Genomic DNA, 18,689 nt, shown 5'->3' with positions numbered 1-18,689 from the left:
CTAATGGTCCGTTTTGTTCATGAGTTTTAATAGCTCATCATCAAAGCTTGATAAAAACACATCATTAATATCTGCCGATACCTTAGTGAAAATAAAATGTACGGGCTCATCGTAAATTTTATAAGGGTATATATGAAGTACATTTTTATGTGCTTCTTTCATATATAAACGCATCGTAATGGGGTCGCCAACAACAGCATCAACACGCTCAGCTACCAGCATGTCTAACCTATTTTTTAACCCATGAATATGAAAAATCTGTTCCGCTTTGGCTGCTTTTAAATATTCTTCAAACTCCTTGCCATACCAAGTATGCTTGTCAGTTGCGACCACAATGTTTTGTTTATTCAAATCCGCAAGTTGGTTAACCGACCACTTGTGCGCATTTTTTGCTAATACTGCAATTCGTACAGCCTCGATGCGATACGGTTTTGAAAAATGGAACCCCTTCCTATTTTTGGTTTTGTATGCATACATACCAATATCAATGTGCCCTCGTTCCACTTCGACTAAGGTGCGCTGCCAAGTCATTTGTACAAACTCATATTCACATTTCATGTTATTAAGAATGGAGCTAATCAGCGCAATATCTTTGCCAACCAGTTGCTCGTTTTCGTAAGCCAAGTAGGAAAATGGTTTATAAGGATGCCAAGCAATTGACAGCTTTTTGGAAGAGCAAGGTTTGGCTGAGTTTAATGGGTTAGCTTGACCAACTACAGTCATTAGCAAATAGGCTACCAAAGACAAAACAACGCCCTTTAACATTCGTGCATTACCAAAAGTCTAAATTACTCAATATATTAGTGTAGTTTAAAGTACAAGCTTTGCTATCAATCAAACACCTATTATGGGTAAATGCGCCCTTCTTGCGCTATGACTTCAAAGGCCGCTTTAAGTGCATTCACCGTTTTATCAGGTGTTGCCAAACTTGCTACCACGAATAGCTCATGACGATCTTCGATTGATTTGTGCCTTTTATAGGTGTGCTTTTTCCCAGTTGTATTTCTTTGCTCAGGAACGTGAGATGCAAATATAGTCTGAACTCTTCTTTTGTTTAACATCTGCCACGCGCTTTCCATATTTGCCACCAGCACCAAATTATCTCCTGACTTAAACCCTAGACTAAGCAATTTACTTTCCTCATAGCTGCCTCGGATCGCGACAGTTGAATAGCTGAGCGCGTCATCAATACGTGAGATCGTCACTCGAGTGTCAGGTAACGAGTAGAAGTCATATTTAAGTGTGGTTATTTTATAAAGCCAATGAAAACGCGCAGCACGCTGCTGCGTTTTTGCCATCGAAAACAGCAACACATTGGGCTTCACCAACACCATTTCGTAGGCCCGCGCCCATGGAATAACCTCAATTTTTGACTCAAAACCAGCTAAAGTCAAAGCTTGCTTTACGTGGGATATAGCTCTGCCAGTCAACCTGCCATCCTTTTCAACCACAGTATAAGGTGGGAAATGCTCTGTAAATACTTGTAATTGGCTACTATTGCTATTGGCTATACTCGAGATACACAACATACCAAAACAAGCCAAATGGCATAAGAAACGTGACATAAATGAAGGCTGTAAAATAATCCTTTCTAAGTTTAGTAATGAGTCTTCGTTTTTGCACATTCGGGCGGGGTTATCAAGATCTCAGAAAGACGACACCGTGCGATGTTGGTATTCAGACATGCGTCGTTATCCTAACTGTCACCATTAAATAGCAAGTAACGATGTCACTAATGATAACACTATTCACCCTCGGCTCAAGAAACTAAGCAGCTCAAAAATCACTGCGTTTTAGCGGATTTAATCATTACGTTCAAAATTCTTCTATTCGGCTCACTTTATAGCGCTCAATTAATTCATCCATATCCATCGCTGACTCCGCGATACTTGATGCAGCCGTTGCGATCTGCTCGGTACCAACCACATTTTCAGTCGCTTTTTGGAATATATCCGCAATATTCTTACTCACTTCTTCTATTGCATCACTTTGCTGCTGCGTACTGATTGACACCGATTCTGTCACAGACTCAACTTGCCTTGCTTGCTCTACAATTTTGCTCAATGCAATGGTGATCTCTTCCGCTTGAGCGGCACCTTCAATCGCATTGTCTTTACCCTGAGTGATCACATTAGAAGCATGCTTTGAACTCGTTTGCAGCTCAGTAACCAATGCTGAAATTTCTTCTGTTGACTGTTGAGTTCGACTCGCTAAGCTCCTGACCTCATCAGCAACCACGGCAAAACCTCGCCCCTGCTCTCCGGCTCTGGCAGCTTCGATTGCGGCATTTAACGCAAGCAAGTTGGTTTGCTCTGCAATGCTTTTGATCATTTCAACCATACCTGAAATACTACCAACCCGCTCGTTTAAGTCATCGACAGTTTCAGCTGACTTAGCCATATCTTCTGACGCTTTTTTGATCACTGATACCGCATTAGCCACCACTTGCTGTCCGGCAACTGATTCTTGCACAACCCCCCTCGCATATTCGGCATTCTCACTCATAGCACTTGCTATACCTTGCACATTTGCACTCATTTGCTCCGCTGCTGAGGCAATTGTTTGAATACCCGACTGCTGTTCGATTAAGTTAGTTTGGCTTTGGCTTATTGCAACAGCGGTTTCATGAGTAGATACAGATATCTTCTTTGAAGTGCGGCTAAACTCCATTAAGTCTTCTTCAATTTCACGAGTTAACTGGTTAATTTGTTTGGCTGATTCACCTAACTCATCTAAGCTAACAACCCCAATCTCATGCATCAAATCTCGCTTCTGAATAGCAATGGTAATGCCTTCGGCTATCATTTTTGATTGAGTATGGCGAACGCGAATAGCTAAATATAAGCCCAGTGTAATCAGTATACCGATGACCAAAATGATGATTTCAACGCTTAGCACAAAAGCAGCATCTTTTTGTATTTTAATCGCTGTCTTATCTATCAAAGTTAAGGCCTGTTCCTCAGCATCTTTTAGCTCATTGATCCGATTTGTTGCAGCGCTAAACCAACTTTCAGGATCAGTGTCAAATCCTGAGTTTCTAGACAAGGCCAGTGTGCGAAATCGCTCAACTTCTCTTGTTGAGTTCGAATTCAAAACACCTTCAAATTTATTGCGTATTTGCTCAGGTGCAGCCGCAAGAGCTTCATCTAAATAAACATGTTGTTTCGTATTGAGTTCAACAAATTTAGCTTTAAGTTCGCTACTGAAACTATCGCGACCAAATACGTTTGCGAGTACCGCTCGTTCAATGCCCGCTGACTCTTTTGCGCTGGTAAAGTTATACAAAGCCATTAGCTCTGCTGAGATTATTTGGTTTTTACTGGTACGTGCCGCAGCCATGACCAAGTTAAGCCCCGCATTATTAATGTTAGTATAAAACTTAAGTACATCCTCCATTTTCACAGACAAGTTACTCACGCTGTCTCGCATATTGGGCAACCTTGAGAACATATCTACAAATGCGTTAAAATCACGCTGCATTGACTCACTTAAATGCCACTTCTTTGACTCATCTTTAAGTTTAATAAGACCCTGATCTGTTAAACTGCGTTGCCGTATTAAGTTGCTTTGAAACTCACTCCCCTTTGAGCCGAGATAACCTGCAGAGTTTCCTCTCTCCTTTTGCGTTTCATGCACAAGCCCTAAGACGGCGTGGCTCATAAAAGCGTTGTATTCAGAGCCATATGCATCTTCCATATTCTCAATTGCAACTGTCACGTCGTAAATTACAATACCAGCCAGTAAAACACATGGAAAAAGTACCGCGACCGTAAGGTGCTTAGAAATAAAGCGAGAGAGTGAATTCTGCATATAATTGGCCCAATTTATTTATTATTTAACCAAAACATTTTACGTTACATAGTTAAAAATAGTTTAGATTCGCCGAAAATAACACGCTCGTGCTGAGGGACATTATTTGCTTCCTAATTGCAGTTTTAAAAATCAGCTAATAACACTCATTAGCCGTCCAAGATTCATAGCAATCATTTCATGAGTACTGCACAACGCCCCTAAAATCTACATTGCGTTTTACCCACTCCCTCATATTATGCGACAATAACCATTAATGTTTTTGCATATGTGGTCACCCTATAAGCATTAATAGCTGACTTAACATAATGAATAAGAAAGGTTTATCCCCCTAAATGGCAATACAAGAACAAAACGCAAACGGCCCCACAATTTTCTGGCACGATTACGAAACATGGGGGGCATCACCACAAAAAGACCGCCCTAGCCAATTTGCGGGCATTCGCACCGATCTTGATCTCAATATTATTGGTGAGCCATTAATTGAGTATTGCAAGCCTGCACCAGATTACTTACCTCATCCACAAGCTTGCTTGATCACAGGAATAACACCACAGCATGCGCTGAAGCATGGCCTCACCGAGGCTGAGTTTATGGCAAAAATTCATGCCGAATTTAGTCACCCAGATACCTGTGTTGCTGGTTATAATAGTATCCGTTTTGATGATGAAGTAACCCGTTATAGTCTTTATCGCAATTTTTATGACCCCTACGAGCGTGAATGGCAAAACGGCAATAGTCGTTGGGATATTATTGACTTGGTTCGAGCCTGTTATGCCCTGCGCCCTGAAGGCATTGAATGGCCGCTCAAAGAAGATGGTACACCGAGCTTTAAACTTGAACATTTAACGGTTGCCAATGGCATTGAACACGCCGCCGCACACGACGCACTGAGCGACGTAACTGCAACTATTGCATTAGCAAAGCTCATTAAAGAAAAACAACCCAAGTTGTATCAATTTTTCTTTGGTTTGCGTCATAAAAAAGCGCTTCTTGATTTGATTGATGTGTACAATATGCAACCTTTGGTGCATACCTCGTCACGTATTCCAGCAAGCCAAGGGTGTACTACCTGGGTTGCGCCGATGAGTTTTCACCCTATCAATAAAAATGCCGTGGTATGCTTTAACCTTACGCATGACCCTAAAGTGCTGTTAGATTTATCTGTAGAGGAACTTCGCGAGCGCCTTTACACTAAACACAGTGACTTGGCTGAAGGCGAATTGCCCGCAGGTTTAAAGTTGGTGCATGTAAACAAGTGTCCGATACTCGCGCCAGCCAAAACTTTGCTTCCAGAAAATGCGGAGCGTTTAGGCATTGATCGTGAACAATGTTTAGCGCATTTAAAAACACTCAAAGCTCATCCGGACTTGCGTGATAAAGTCGCGCAAGTATTTGCTGAACAGGGAGACTTTAGTGGTACCACCAACCCTGACTATCAACTTTACAATGGCTTCACGAGTAAGGCCGACAAAGCCAAATTTGCGATTATCCGTGATGCAGAGCCTCACGCTTTAAATACGTTAAATTTGCAGTTTGAAGACCCTAAGTTTTCAACCATGCTGTTTCGCTATCGTGCTAGAAACTGGCCCGAAACACTGAGTCCACATGAACTTGACGTATGGCGAAAGTATTGCCAAAACAAGCTTATGCATGGAGAAGATAGCCCATCAATCAGTGCTGAAGACTTTATGCTGACATTAGAGAACCTAGTACACGAAAATGAAGGGAACGAGAAAAACCTTAGTATTTTAAAAGCGCTGTATCATTACGCGCAGAGCCTATAAATTTTCATTTTACCAAAAAGCCGAATACTCGTTCGGCTTTGTTGTATTATCTGTAAGTTATATTATTTCTTGTCGTGTATCGCGTCTAATCGAGCCAACAAGCTAGAAGTATCGAAACGACCACCACCAAGCGCCTGAACGTCAGCGTAGTACTGGTCAACCATTGCGGTCAATGGAATTGATGCGCCGTTGTTACGTGCTTCATCAAGGGCAATACCTAAATCTTTTCGCATCCAATCTACCGCAAATCCGAAATCGTATTCGCCAACTAACATAGTTTTGTAACGATTTTCCATTTGCCACGAACCAGCAGCACCTTTTGAGATAGTTTCAATCACTTTTTCGCCATCCAGGCCGGCTTTTTTTGCAAAGTGCAAACCTTCAGCTAAGCCCTGTACTACGCCTGCAATACAGATTTGATTAACCATTTTACAAGTTTGCCCTGCGCCTACACCACCAAGCAATTGCGCAAATCGGCTGTAAGAGGCCATCACTGGTTGTACTTTGTCAAATATTGCTTGTTCACCACCAGCCATAATTGTCAGTACACCATTTTCAGCGCCGGCCTGACCGCCTGAGACTGGCGCATCGACAAATTCTACGCCCTGTTGAGCCGCTTTTTCAGCGATTTCAACCGCCACTTTTGCAGATGTCGTCGTATGGTCAACAATAATGGTTCCCGCTCTCACGCCCGCTAACACACCCGACTCGCCATAAACAACCGAGCGTAAATCATCGTCGTTACCGACGCATATAAATACGATATCAGCGCTTTTAGCTGCTTCAGCTGGTGTTATTGCATAATCACCAGCGTATTGCTCAGCCCAACTTTTTGCTTTTTCCACTGTTCGGTTATAAACCGTCACCTTCTGCCCGCTCTTTGCTAAATGGCCTGCCATCGGAAAGCCCATTACACCTAAGCCGATGAAAGTTACGTTCATTGACATAATTCTGTCCTATTTCGCTGTTATGGTATCAAGAATGGAGTTTTTATACCCAAGTCACACGGGTATAGCAAATGAAAAACAATAAACATTTTATGAAATATCTGAATATTAGAATTAGCGAGCAAGGAGTCTGAGGCGCTATGGAAACAATACACCGCTACAGTGTCAAACTTATAAACGGCGAAACGCTCGCGCTAAAACAATTACAGGGTAAAACAGTTTTAATTGTTAACATAGCCAGTAAATGTAGCTTTGCGGCGCAGTTAAGTGCACTCGAAAAGCTCTATCGCCAATATAATCCCTATGGACTGGAGATACTTGCCTTTCCATGTAATCAGTTTGGTCGCAACGAGCCTCTCGAAGGTGCCATGCTTAACGAATTTTATAAAAGCCATTTTGGTTTAAGCTTTACCGTGTGTGATAAAATTCAGGTGAATGGACCGGATGCGCATCCCTTGTTTAACTATTTGAAATCTAACACAAGAGGGATAGCACAAAACCGCGCAATTAAATGGAACTTTACCAAGTTTTTAGTAAACTCTGAGGGAGAGCTGGTTTCTCGCTACGCGCCACGGACAAAACCAGACACGCTAAAACCTGTCATTGAGAGTCAATTAAATAATGAAAGTAGCCCTATTCAGTTCGCAAAACTATGAGAAGCCTTTTTTTTCAGAGGCGCTAAAGGAATACAACAACATTGAACTGTGTTATTTCACTGAATCATTGAACGAACAAACAACCCTACTTTGTGAAGGCTTTGACGCCGTATGTGCATTTGTTAACGACAAGCTGGATGCCGTAGTGTTATCTCAGCTTGCTGAGTTAGGCATACATACAATCGCATTAAGGTGTGCGGGGTTCAACAATGTTGATATTCAAGCAGCTAATGCGCTAGACATTAGAGTCGTCAGAGTACCCGCCTACAGCCCAGAAGCAGTAGCTGAACATTGCATTGCTTTAATGCTTACATTAAGTCGCAAAACACACAAGGCTTATAACCGAGTCCGAGAAGATAACTTTGATTTAAATGGCTTGCTCGGGTTTAATTTACACAATAAGACGATTGGTGTTATTGGTGCTGGTAAAATCGGCCAGGCGTTAATCTCGATATTAAACGGCTTTGGCGCAAATGTACTGGTTTACGATCCAAACGTTGGTGAAGGCCCTTACATTCTGTCTTCTTTAGATATGCTGCTTGAACAAAGTGATATTATTTCTCTTCACTGCCCGCTTACTGAAACAACGCATCATATGATCAATGACGCAGCCTTTGCTAAGATGAAGCCGGGCGTAATGTTGATCAATACGAGCCGAGGTGCGCTGATTGATAGTAAAGCATGTATTTCGGCACTTAAAAATCACACGTTAGGCTATTTAGGTTTAGATGTGTATGAACAAGAGTCAGAGCTGTTTTTTAAAAACCGCAGCGATGAGATTATTCAAGATGACATCTTCTCGCGTCTAGTCAGTTTTCCAAATGTGTTGATCACTGGCCACCAGGGCTTTTTTACTCAAGAAGCGCTAGAGCAGATTGCATCGGTCACCGTTAGCAACTTAAATGAGATTGACCAAGGCATGGAAACATTAACCAATCAAGTGACTTAATGGCTGGTTATGGACTCTGTAACTAAATCTGTGTAACTGCCTATTATTAATCCTTAAAAAGGGTTTAGGATAGGCAATGATGAATAAGAAAGAACTGGAAGCGTTTGCTAAGCAAGCTGCTAAATCAATTAAGTCAGAAGCAGATTTAACTGACTTTCGTAAAATGTTAACCAAGGTGACGGTTGAAGCAGCACTCAATGCTGAATTAGACGAACACCTTGGTTATGCTCGTCATGAACAGTCTGAGCAACAAAATTCCCGAAACGGTTATTCAGCTAAAACCATTCGAACCGAAGATGGCGAAGTTGAATTAGATACACCTCGTGACCGAGATGCTAGCTTTGAGCCGCAACTCGTTAAAAAGAACCAAACTCGCTTCACGTCAATGGATGACAAGATTTTATACCTCTACTCCAAAGGCATGACGACCCGTGAAATCGTTTCTACGTTCAAAGAAATGTATGATGCTGATGTATCACCAACACTGATTTCTCGTGTTACAGATGCCGTTATCGCTCAAGTCGTAAAATGGCAAGCTAGGCCACTTGATGCTGTTTACCCTATCGTCTATCTTGACTGTTTAGTTGTTAAGGTTCGCCAAGATAAGCAAGTCATCAATAAGGCCATTTACTTAGCCTTAGGCGTTAATATCGAAGGCCACAAGGAACTGCTTGGCATGTGGATATCAGAAAACGAAGGCGCTAAGTTCTGGCTAAACGTGCTAACAGAGCTTCAAAACCGTGGCGTTAAAGATATCCTTATTGCCTGTGTCGATGGCCTTAAAGGCTTCCCTGATGCAATTAATACCGTTTATCCTGATACGCAAATTCAGCTCTGTATTGTACATATGGTACGTAACTCATTAAAGTTCGTGCCGTGGAAGGACTACAAGGCCATCACGGCTGATTTAAAGCGCATATACCAATCAGTAACTGAAGACGAAGCCTTAATGGCTTTAGAACAGTTCGAGCAACGTTGGGATAGCAAATACCCTAATATATCTCGCTCATGGCGCAATAACTGGCAAAACGTCAGCACTTTATTTAATTACCCCGAAGATATTAGAAAAGCTATTTACACTACAAATGCCATTGAATCGCTGAACTCAGTTATCCGCAAAGCCATCAAAAAGCGTAAGCTGTTCCCACATGATGACTCGGCTAAAAAGGTAGTTTACTTGGCTATTGAGCAGGCATCTAAAAAATGGACGATGCCGATAAGAAATTGGAAATCGGCCTTAAATCGATTCATGTTCGAATTCGAAGACCGATTAAAAGATGTTATTTAAAACTGGCAGTTACACAAAATGTGTTACAGGTTCTAGTTATGTGCACGACAATAATGCGGCTCTGTTTGCCGCATTATTGTCGCTCAATTATCCAAGCAGTAATAGCGCAACACCACATAACGCAACCAGCCCCCCCAATAGCATATTCGATGTCAAAGGTTCTTTTTTAATGTACCCAACCGTCATCACCATCAACGGAGCCGTCGCAAAAATAGTCTGAGCGATTGCAGGATCTGTGTATTTCACCGAGAGTAATTGCAACCATAATCCTATAAATGTACCAGAAAACACAGCGATTAGTAGCCAAGATTTATTACTAACTCTCTTCAACATGAGTGCTTGCATTAAACTTTGCTCTTTTACACAAGCAACCACTAATGCAACGCAAAGCGTACCGCTCGCAAGGCGAATAAATGCAGCCCATAAACTACTCGTTTCTTGTACATTCATAGCCCCTTTTGACATAACCATTCCAGCAGCTTGACAAGCAGCCGCCAATAAAGCAAATGCAAGCCCTTTGTAATAAGTACCTTTTTCGATATTAGGTAGAAGCTGCCTTGGCTTTACTGCGACCAATACACCCACAATTGTCACTACTATCCCTAACCATGCAGTAAATGATAGATAAGTCCCCAGTACAAATATATTCAAGAGTCCCGCAATTGCTGGTGCAAAAGATTCCACTATCAAAGTTCTTGCTGCGCCTATGTTACGTAATGCGGCAAAATAGGCACTATCACCAATGGCAATACCTACGATTCCACTGGCAATAAGCCAGTACCATACAGCGACATCACGTGGTATTTGCCAGTCTTTTGTTACAGCAAAAGCGACTATCATCATCAAGCACGCCAAAACCCCCTTAGAAACATTAAGCTGCAATGCTGAAAGGTGATGGCTAAAGTGCTTGTAAAGTAAAGTCGAGCATGCCCATACAAAAGCAGCACTGATAGCCGCTATTTCCCCAACTCCCATCTGGATCATTTTTATTTACTCTTTTTTAACTGGTTGGCTTGTGAAAATATTGAAAACATATATCAAATACAATCATGTTCTTGTTGGTACCGCTATATCATATTGAATTCATGAACTAAACTGAATGGTGGATGCAAATATCATTGGAGAAAACTACATGCAACGAGTCAAACTTGCATCTCTTCTTGTTCTATTCTTTTGTTTTTCAACCCAAGCAGTATCAAGTTGTGAGAGAACTTTAAAACTTGGATATGTCGCTAATTGGCCCCCGTTAACTTACCATGAAGATGGTCGTGCTGAAGGCTTAGATATAGAAATAGCAAGACTCATTTTATCCGATCTCGATATCTGTATTACTTATGTTACCTTGCCTTCGAGTGCTCGCACGTTAAAACGCATGGAAAAAGGTGACATAGATTTGGCCGTTATGGTGAGCTATACCGATGAAAGAGCAAAGTACGGCTTCTTCTCAACTCCCTACAGAAGTGAACAAATGCGCCTGTTTAGTGTAAAGAAACCAAGGAAAATAAAGAGCCTACGTTCTCTGCTGGATGACTCCAAAACGATAGGTTTGAGTATTGGTTCATATTATGGAGAAGAAATAGAAAAATTAACGAATATCCCTCGTTACCATAATTTAATGGTCAGTGTTTCTAGCGCACAACAAAGAGCTGAAATGCTTGTCAAAAACCGAGTTAACTTTATCATTGAGGATTTGATCACGGGCCTCTATATCAAAAGCCTTGCAGGGAATAATAGCATTCAACCTTGGCCATACATAGTCCATGATAATCAAGTACATTTTTTACTTCGTCGCACGGCTGAACATAAACTACTAATCGGTGAGATTAATACTTCAATAGCAAAGTTACGCCCTCAAATAGATAAGTTAGTAAGCTATTATTCTCGATTAAATTAGGGCTATAAAAGGTCTGCTCAGCCCACTTCTTTATTATACTCCGCCCGCTTGATAGCGTGCTCTAGGGCTAGAATTAACTCACTCACTAAATGCACTATTTCTGACTCTTCGCACTTTGACTTGATTTTTTCGTCTAGCTTAGTGGCCCATTTCTGAATGTCAGTGCAACCAAACATACCAGCTGTACCTTTTATTGCATGTACTGAACGACCAAGGCCTTCAATATCGTGATACTTCATTTGATTTTGTAGCTGCACTTTTTGCTCATATAGACCAGACAAGTACTTTTGTTTTAATAGTTCAAACTCTTCGTTCGGAATATCAATATCATCTTGAAGCGAAATATTAAGATAGTGGCTCACCTTCTTATTAAACTCATCCCTATCAATCGGTTTAGCTAAATGATCGGTAAAGCCAAGTTTGATATATCGATCTATCTCGTGCTGCATCGTATTTGCAGTAAGCGCCAAAATAGGCGCAGAGCAACCGGTAGCCTGAATAAAATTATGTGCTTGCTCGCCATCCATGACGGGCATTTGTATATCCATAAGAATTAAATCATAGTCGTTTTCCAAAACGGCTTGCACTGCAAGCTGGCCGTTTTCAACTGCTGTTACATTTAACCCCATACGCTCAAGTATACGTTGAATTAACCGGCTATTATCGAGGTGATCTTCAGCTAATAGAACATCACCTTTAAGATCTGATTGAGGCTCAGAATGGGGGCTTTCCTGAGGTGGCTTAGCCTTAGTTACCTCGTCAATTGAATCAAGCCAGCTGGTGTTGTCCGTGGTGAACAAACCAAGCGTCAATGTAAACTCAGTACCTGAGCCAACCTCACTGGTCACCGAAATGTCTCCGTTCAGTTTGTTCGCTAGGCTTTTTGAAATATTTAGGCCTAGTCCGGTACCACCGTACTTACGAGATGTAGAAGAATCAGCTTGATAAAATGCGCTAAACAATTCTTGTTGCTCACTAGACGTCATACCTATGCCTGTGTCTGTAACAGCAATTATTAAAACATCTTCAGAACAAGAGACATCAATGGTGATTTTACCAACTGACGTAAACTTCAGAGCGTTCGACGTTAAATTGAGCAAAATTTGCCTAAGTCGCGTAGGGTCAATCATAATAAAATCAGGCAGCGGAAAGTGATACTTTAATTCAAACTCAAGACCTTTATCTCGAATTTGTTTACCCAATAACGATTCAACATGCGCTATAGACTTAAATAGGTTTGCTTCCATTAATTCTATTTCTAGCCTATTTGCTTCTATTTTTGACATATCTAAAATGTCGTTAATCAGTCCCAGTACGTGCCTTGAATTTTGTAGGATAATGCTAATCGCATGGTTGCGTTCATTCGGTTTAATGTCACCCAACATGATCCCATCAGCATAACCAATAATAGAAGTCATTGGCGTTCTAATCTCGTGACTCATATTTGCCAAAAACCGGCTTTTTGACTCGCTAGCATCTCTCAATTGAGAAGCAAGTTGTTCAAGCTCGTAGGTACGTTTTAATACTTTCGTTTCAAGATTACGGTTAAGCTCAACGTTTTCTTCATTAGTAAGTCTGAATTTATCTGCTACTGCAAATGCAAGTAATAAGGCATCTAATGCAGTACCAATTAGGCCGAGCAAATATAAATTAAACGTGGAAGCGGGCAAAACGCCCAGGTTGGTCAAATTCCCAATCATATTGGGTACCATCATCGCAATATATGCAAGCACAAAATACCTAGCTGGTTTAAAGCCATCTATCAGCCTTAGAAATCCAATATACATTCCCAAACATAGCGCACTGCCCGTCATGACAGTCGCCCATAAAAAACCGAAGCCAGGAAATAATATACAAAATGGCATACCCAGTGCAGAGATAATACCAAGCCAAATAGATGCTACAGACAAACTCGGATATGTTTCCTTCAGCTTGAGTAGGCTATTGTAAAATAGAATATTTGTTATGGGTGCGATAGAGAAACCAAGCCAATGTAGGTGCGCTGAATAAAAACCAAATAGTTGATCAGAAATATGGAAAAAGTGGCTCCAACTAAAAACCCAAACACCTGCAAATAGCGAAAAATACAGATGTGTCATATCTTTTGAACCAATGTAAATCAATAAATTGTACAAACCGAGTACAATGCCAACACTAAAACATAGGGTCATTATTAGGTTTTCTTTAATGACTAACCCGTTAAATTCTTTGACCGGCTTTATTACAAGTTTGGTTGGTGTATAGAAAAAATCGCTCGAAAACGCAGTTACTAAAAAGTATTTAACATTCGGTTTGAGTTTAATCGTGTTGCCATAGTGAAACGCAAATTCATTTGGATTATTCCCCCCTGAAAAGTAACGTTGTACTTCACCGTGTTCGCTGTAAATTTTTGTCTCAATGCTGGAAAGCACCGTGTTATATGGATATAACACCAACTCGTCAAGCCCCGACATGTTGGTTATTGGAATAACTAACCAATATTTTCCTGAAAATAATGCTCTTGAGGGCAGCGGGTCAAGCGTTCGACCCCACTGTTCGATATCATAATAACTCTTGGGAAAGCTTGTATTGTCTTTGGAAATATAAAGGCGCGCATGATCATGAAGGTTTGTATCACTTTGCTCCAACGTATATTCAAAAGCAACTGCACTCCCCCAACATGAACAGAGCACTATAACGAGCGTTAACCATGTTTTTAGTAGACGCATATATTGCCTTGATCCATGCTGCACCTCACTAAACTGAATATGAATCCCATGTTACTTTTCATCATATACAATTCATCAGAAACGATAACTCACATCAAGCCCCAACCTTCGCCCTTCCCCTTTAAAGTCTTCCAACATACCTAAAAAGTTGCGTAGATCGAATTTCAAATTACTGTATTCTTCATCAAACAAGTTTTTGGCCCATAAGCTAACCATCCATTTATCCGCATCGTACTGCGTACTTAAGTGCCATAACACAAAACTGTCCTGTTTCGCATAATCAGTTTGTTGTTGGTCAAAATAGTATTCAGATTGATAGTCAAAGCCTAACCGCGTAGTTATATCGGCCGATCCCATCGAAATCACGTATACCACTTCACCATTAATATTCCATTCGGAGGTAAATGGCAGTTGCTTATCTGTTAGAGAAAAACCCGTTGGATCAACATACTCTTTGAATTGTGCATGGGGAATGTATCCAACCCCTAATTGCGTCGATAGATGTGTATTTAGATCAAATTTAATGTCTGTTTCTAATCCATAAATGGTTGAGTCAGCGACATTCTTTAACAGTTGCACTGGAACCGATCCAGCAATGTTCGAGGGTTGATTCATAAACACTTGCTGATCCCGATAATCGTAATAAAACACGGATGAGTTAACACTCAAACTTTGCTTGGGATAAAACAACTTAGCGCCAAGTTCGTGAGCATGTAATGATTCAGCTCCATAATGTGCTTCTCGTGCTTGCTCCGGACTTGATAAGAGCCCGCCATTATAGCCACCACTTTTCTTGCCGTTAGCGAAGCTATAATAAAGTAAACCGTTATTTGATAACGTATGATTAATACTGACTTTCCCGGATATACCGTCATCATCAATACGTCCAGCAACATCATAAAAAGGCCTAATCACGCCATCTAAATTGTTGATATCCTCAACAACGTTTGTTGTGGAAATAGAGTCATAATCTACGGCTTCATCACTGTAACGTAGACCGAATGTGACGGAGGTCGATTCCAACCATTGCCACTCATACTGCGCAAAAGCAGCGTATACTTTGCTTATGATTTCATTGTCGTAGAAATAGGTTTTGGTGTTACCCCAATACAAAGGAACAACCCGTAAATCACGTAGAATATCATTGTAGTTGTCTTGATAAATTCGCTCTTGAAGCTGGAATAAGCCCGCTGTCAAATAACCGCTGTCAACATCAAGATGATGGCGTAATTCATTCGTTAATAACTCAGCCTTGAGGCCAAGGTTACCTTCACACAAGTCAGCTGGCGAACCATCGCAGTTAAATGCATGTCTTCTGTCTAACCGGCTAAAGGCATTTATCCAAACAACATCCTCTTTTTCTGATGGGCTGTATGTAACCTCAGCTGTCCAACCCTTTCCAATACTTAGGTGTGGAGAATCATTGTTAACGTTTACAGCCCAAAAGTCATCACTGCCATCATTAAAACCGAAATTATCAGTACATTGACCCGCAGCAGCTTTCTCGGCAGAACACACCACACCATTCACAAGATCAGCAACACCGATATTACCAACAGGTTGAACAATGCCATCCCAATGACTGTAATTCGCTTTTAAATAAATACTTAAGTTGTCCCATTCACCTAAATAGCTCAAGCGTAGGTCTGACTGCTTCATATTCGCTTCTGGTGCAGTAGGATGTAAGTTGTATGAGGTGTATTCATAATCTACTTGGCTCGCTGCCAGGCGTATTGCTGAGTTTTCATTCAAACTAGCGTTGAAATATCCTTGCACTTTGCTCCAATCATCGCTACCAATACCAACAGTTACAGCGCCGTAAGTGCCAGAATCTGGACGCTTACTTCTAATCAGAACAGCGCCTCCTGTACTGTTTCTACCAAAAAGAGTGCCTTGTGGCCCTTTCAAAACCTCAACTTGTTCAATATCGAAAAAATTGACTAATTGATTGTTTGCAGAGCCAACCGACGCACCATCTATATATGTGGCAACAGGCGACGTATTAGCGGTGTTATAATCAAGAAGACCGACCCCTCTGATATTGACAGCCGGCGGGGTCCCCTCAGCTGCATTTTGACTTACTTTCATATTAGTAACAAAGCGACCAAGCTCCGTTGTATCTTTAATGCCAGAACGACTCATCGTTTCAGCATCGATGGGTGTCACCGCAATACTGACTTCATTCAGCGATTGAGCACGTTTTTGTGCATAAACTTCTATAACCTCGATATTGTTGCCATCTTGTGCGATAGCGGGATAAGCTAACGCATTTAGCACAACCGTATATAATAAGCGCTTTGAGAGAGACTGTTGCATATCCTTACTCTTTTTTTACAATTCATCAGGTTAGTGAAAAAAGTATAGTTCATGTACAGATCTCCCCCAAAAATAAAAACAGATTAATCATTATGCGCCATCAGGCTCAAAACCAGTTTCTCCACTTATCTGTTGTGGCAAGCCACAAATTGCTCTTGAGGTTTGCATACCAGCCATAACCGCAGCCTCAACGCAGCCAGCATTCACCCCTGTTTTGATCCAGTCCCCAGTCAAATACAGGTTGCTAAATAAGCTGCCATCTGTCTCGAGCCTATATTGACTGCTGCCAGTCACTGAAAGCACATAACGTTCACTTGGATCCACATTTACACGCCAGTATTGGCTATCAAATCGCGCGTCACCTTGCTGCTGTACGGGCGCGTAAAGTACCGACCAATCAAACTGATTGTTATCATATGCGCTGGCCCATAAAGGCTCCATTTGACTGCTCAGTTTAGCGATCGCATTTGCCTTAACCTTTGCTGTTTGTTCCGCAGTAAAGCCATGCGCAGTTCTAGGCGGATAGTCAGAGCAACCAAAAGCACTGCAGAAATAAGCGATATTTATTGGTCCATTTTGTGGCCAGTCTTCAACTCCTATTAAGTTCGACATAGCAGCCCAGGTATCGAAAGGCTGAGAAAAAGCACTTAATATAGGCCTTTCTTCACTAGGTACTGTATAGCTAAAACCGAGTTGCTCATCTGTCTTATTCAACCAAACTTGGAAAGCTTGTGTTGCCACAGTTTTTACTTTTGTTGCTTGGTCGCGTAATTTTGCGTCTATCTGCAATAGCTCAGGACATAAATGTTCGAGCGCTGCGACTGATATCCCAAAAATAACCTTGTCGAAATCTACGCCTTTGCGCAGCGTTTTAACTGGTAATGGTTGACCGAATGCATTTTGATAAACCTCGGGCCAATCTGTCCAAAATGACTCCAAGTTAATATTGTTATCTTTGATTAATTGGGCTTGCTCTGGCACAACTTGATCTAACAGTGGCTTTGCAGGCCAGCAAGGCAAACCTTTTACGAAAACAAACGGCTGATATTCTTCATCAACTAAAGTAACTTGTTGTGTTATCTTGATCTCCTCAACCACATCCTGACCCAATGAATCGGTACTTGGTGACAATGACTCAACCTGATTAAAAAATTCAAACTTAACACCACGGTTTTTTAGCAGTTCATAGATAGGCGCAAAAATCACGTCTCCCATCCCTGCTTGCATTTTCCACATCACACCGCCTTTGTAACATAGCATGATGCGCATCATCGCGAGCGTTGCAACACCCGCCTCTACATCGCCTTTGCCAAAGTCACCATCAACATAACCAAAAACGAGATCGTAAAAACCCCGAACTGGCGCTGATTCAACCGTGTATTCTGGGTTTGCGCCATTTTTGGCAAGCCAAGCCTTAAAGTCTATGTCATTTATTGTGCCAAAGCCTTTTGAAAACACTTTGTCTTTAATAAGGCCCGTAATAACCGCAATGCCCAAATCGGCGCATACATAGAGTCGTCTAATATTTGGATTATCATCAAGCAACTCCACCGCTTCTTGATTCAACCAACGCTTCAACTTACGAACAATATACCAAACGACAAGCCTATCTCTGGCATCACTTAGGTTTTTATCCGATGAGCGTAAACTAACAAGACGTTGTAATTGCTGACTTAAAATAGAGGGGGTCGACCAAATTTCTCGCAACTCATCATGTGCACTTGTGAAGAAATCTTCTACGTCATCTTCGATATCATCAAAAGCTTGACTAACTTGCGACGCTAAGTGTTGAAGTAAGCTTCTATCTCGACGTTTAGTTGTTTGTAACTTGGTTTGTTTATGATGAAGTGCAACTTCTTGTTCTAAACCGCCAATAAACTTTTTCAACCACGCAACGACCAATTCAATTAGCTGCCAAAAATGCAAATCTAATGTGCCATCTGCCGGATTGCCTTCAATTAACGGAAAATCGATTGGCCATGTTTCCCACTCATTCTCAATATATTCTTGCAAAACAACGAAACTATGGGGTTTAAATGCTTGTTGCCACGTATTCAAGGGCATATCTGATGGTCGATTTAATTTGTTATAAACATTTTCGATGGCTCGAAATGAGTTAACATATGCGCCAAACCAAACATGTAAGCCATGCTCTTCAATCCGCTCACCTAAGAGCGCGTTTCTACCACTCGCCCCTTTACCACCTAATCTCCAACCCAGTTGGTAAACTGTAATGTCATAGTTTTGCTGCCAATCTGGGTTTTCAGTTAAATAAACCGCAGCAGTCATTGCTGATACACCACCACCGAGTATCGCGATTTTCTCTTGACTCAT

The 18,689-nt window shown here is 41.4% G+C and carries 13 protein-coding genes; 5 read left to right on the top strand and 8 right to left on the bottom strand.

The genetic code is table 11. From position 1 onward, the window contains the following. The 3 genes from ACW689_RS10845 to ACW689_RS10835 all read right to left on the bottom strand — a co-directional run bounded on the left by ACW689_RS10845 (position 1) and on the right by ACW689_RS10835 (position 3,810). Positions 1 to 765 carry a substrate-binding periplasmic protein gene (locus ACW689_RS10845; protein WP_476291192.1) on the bottom strand — a complete coding sequence of 255 codons (765 nt, stop codon included), beginning with the start codon at positions 763 to 765 and terminating at the stop codon, positions 1 to 3. An 80-nt stretch (positions 766 to 845) separates the two neighbouring features. Continuing rightward, positions 846 to 1,565, bottom strand: a complete 720-nt coding sequence (locus ACW689_RS10840) for a substrate-binding periplasmic protein (RefSeq protein ID WP_476291190.1) — start codon at positions 1,563 to 1,565, stop codon at positions 846 to 848. A gap of 250 nt (positions 1,566 to 1,815) precedes the next feature. Further along, positions 1,816 to 3,810: a methyl-accepting chemotaxis protein gene (locus ACW689_RS10835; protein WP_476291188.1), complete on the bottom strand. Its 1,995-nt coding sequence runs from the start codon at positions 3,808 to 3,810 to the stop codon at positions 1,816 to 1,818. A 335-nt stretch (positions 3,811 to 4,145) separates the two neighbouring features. Here ACW689_RS10835 and sbcB point away from each other — a divergent pair, with 335 nt between their 5' ends. Continuing rightward, positions 4,146 to 5,597: an exodeoxyribonuclease I gene (gene sbcB, locus ACW689_RS10830; RefSeq protein WP_476291186.1), complete on the top strand. Its 1,452-nt coding sequence runs from the start codon at positions 4,146 to 4,148 to the stop codon at positions 5,595 to 5,597. A gap of 62 nt (positions 5,598 to 5,659) precedes the next feature. Here the strand turns inward: sbcB and ACW689_RS10825 are convergent, their stop codons facing one another. Beyond that, a complete protein-coding gene (locus ACW689_RS10825) occupies positions 5,660 to 6,544 on the bottom strand; it encodes an NAD(P)-dependent oxidoreductase (protein WP_476291184.1) in 885 nt (294 codons plus the stop codon). A 140-nt stretch (positions 6,545 to 6,684) separates the two neighbouring features. On the opposite strand from ACW689_RS10825, the gene ACW689_RS10820 reads away from it, so the two are divergent. From ACW689_RS10820 to ACW689_RS10810, 3 genes are all read left to right on the top strand, one after another. Next, positions 6,685 to 7,200, top strand: coding sequence for a glutathione peroxidase (locus ACW689_RS10820; RefSeq protein ID WP_476291182.1), 516 nt, complete (start codon positions 6,685 to 6,687; stop codon positions 7,198 to 7,200). After that, positions 7,166 to 8,149 carry a 2-hydroxyacid dehydrogenase gene (locus tag ACW689_RS10815; protein WP_476291180.1) on the top strand — a complete coding sequence of 328 codons (984 nt, stop codon included), beginning with the start codon at positions 7,166 to 7,168 and terminating at the stop codon, positions 8,147 to 8,149. The genes ACW689_RS10820 and ACW689_RS10815 overlap by 35 nt, the downstream gene beginning before the upstream one ends. Before the next feature lie 79 nt (positions 8,150 to 8,228). After that, positions 8,229 to 9,437: an IS256 family transposase gene (locus ACW689_RS10810; RefSeq protein ID WP_476291332.1), complete on the top strand. Its 1,209-nt coding sequence runs from the start codon at positions 8,229 to 8,231 to the stop codon at positions 9,435 to 9,437. Positions 9,438 to 9,524: 87 nt separating this feature from the next. Here ACW689_RS10810 and ACW689_RS10805 read toward each other — a convergent pair whose 3' ends face one another. Then, a complete protein-coding gene (locus ACW689_RS10805; RefSeq protein ID WP_476291178.1) occupies positions 9,525 to 10,421 on the bottom strand; it encodes a DMT family transporter in 897 nt (298 codons plus the stop codon). A gap of 148 nt (positions 10,422 to 10,569) precedes the next feature. On the opposite strand from ACW689_RS10805, the gene ACW689_RS10800 reads away from it, so the two are divergent. Further along, entirely contained in the window at positions 10,570 to 11,331 is a 762-nt protein-coding gene (locus ACW689_RS10800) for a substrate-binding periplasmic protein (protein WP_476291176.1), read from the top strand. 17 nt (positions 11,332 to 11,348) lie between these two features. Here ACW689_RS10800 and ACW689_RS10795 read toward each other — a convergent pair whose 3' ends face one another. The 3 genes from ACW689_RS10795 to ACW689_RS10785 all read right to left on the bottom strand — a co-directional run bounded on the left by ACW689_RS10795 (position 11,349) and on the right by ACW689_RS10785 (position 18,689). After that, the gene (locus tag ACW689_RS10795; RefSeq protein WP_476291174.1) at positions 11,349 to 14,039 is read right to left on the bottom strand and encodes an ATP-binding protein; all 2,691 of its coding nucleotides are present in this window, start codon (positions 14,037 to 14,039) and stop codon (positions 11,349 to 11,351) included. A gap of 75 nt (positions 14,040 to 14,114) precedes the next feature. Then, positions 14,115 to 16,355, bottom strand: coding sequence for a TonB-dependent receptor (locus tag ACW689_RS10790; RefSeq protein ID WP_476291172.1), 2,241 nt, complete (start codon positions 16,353 to 16,355; stop codon positions 14,115 to 14,117). 90 nt (positions 16,356 to 16,445) lie between these two features. Further along, the gene (locus ACW689_RS10785) at positions 16,446 to 18,689 is read right to left on the bottom strand and encodes an NAD(P)-binding protein (RefSeq protein WP_476291170.1); all 2,244 of its coding nucleotides are present in this window, start codon (positions 18,687 to 18,689) and stop codon (positions 16,446 to 16,448) included.

It is taken from the genome of Pseudoalteromonas sp. ABE4_541, from assembly GCF_056312285.1.
The sequence above is the reverse complement of the archived record's forward strand: the minus strand, read 5'-3'. Positions and strand labels throughout refer to the sequence as shown.

What these genes read in the sequence shown, in the direction of transcription:
- ACW689_RS10790 (WP_476291172.1), bottom strand. Translation starts at nt 16,355, where the DNA reads ATGCAACAGTCTCTCTCAAAGCGCTTATTATATACGGTTGTGCTAAAT.
- ACW689_RS10805 (WP_476291178.1), bottom strand. Translation starts at nt 10,421, where the DNA reads ATGATCCAGATGGGAGTTGGGGAAATAGCGGCTATCAGTGCTGCTTTT.
- ACW689_RS10845 (WP_476291192.1), bottom strand. Translation starts at nt 765, where the DNA reads ATGTTAAAGGGCGTTGTTTTGTCTTTGGTAGCCTATTTGCTAATGACT.
- ACW689_RS10835 (WP_476291188.1), bottom strand. Translation starts at nt 3,810, where the DNA reads ATGCAGAATTCACTCTCTCGCTTTATTTCTAAGCACCTTACGGTCGCG.
- ACW689_RS10810 (WP_476291332.1), top strand. Translation starts at nt 8,229, where the DNA reads ATGAATAAGAAAGAACTGGAAGCGTTTGCTAAGCAAGCTGCTAAATCA.
- ACW689_RS10795 (WP_476291174.1), bottom strand. Translation starts at nt 14,039, where the DNA reads ATGCGTCTACTAAAAACATGGTTAACGCTCGTTATAGTGCTCTGTTCA.
- ACW689_RS10825 (WP_476291184.1), bottom strand. Translation starts at nt 6,544, where the DNA reads ATGTCAATGAACGTAACTTTCATCGGCTTAGGTGTAATGGGCTTTCCG.
- ACW689_RS10815 (WP_476291180.1), top strand. Translation starts at nt 7,166, where the DNA reads ATGAAAGTAGCCCTATTCAGTTCGCAAAACTATGAGAAGCCTTTTTTT.
- sbcB (WP_476291186.1), top strand. Translation starts at nt 4,146, where the DNA reads ATGGCAATACAAGAACAAAACGCAAACGGCCCCACAATTTTCTGGCAC.
- ACW689_RS10785 (WP_476291170.1), bottom strand. Translation starts at nt 18,689, where the DNA reads ATGAGTCAAGAGAAAATCGCGATACTCGGTGGTGGTGTATCAGCAATG.
- ACW689_RS10800 (WP_476291176.1), top strand. Translation starts at nt 10,570, where the DNA reads ATGCAACGAGTCAAACTTGCATCTCTTCTTGTTCTATTCTTTTGTTTT.
- ACW689_RS10840 (WP_476291190.1), bottom strand. Translation starts at nt 1,565, where the DNA reads ATGTCACGTTTCTTATGCCATTTGGCTTGTTTTGGTATGTTGTGTATC.
- ACW689_RS10820 (WP_476291182.1), top strand. Translation starts at nt 6,685, where the DNA reads ATGGAAACAATACACCGCTACAGTGTCAAACTTATAAACGGCGAAACG.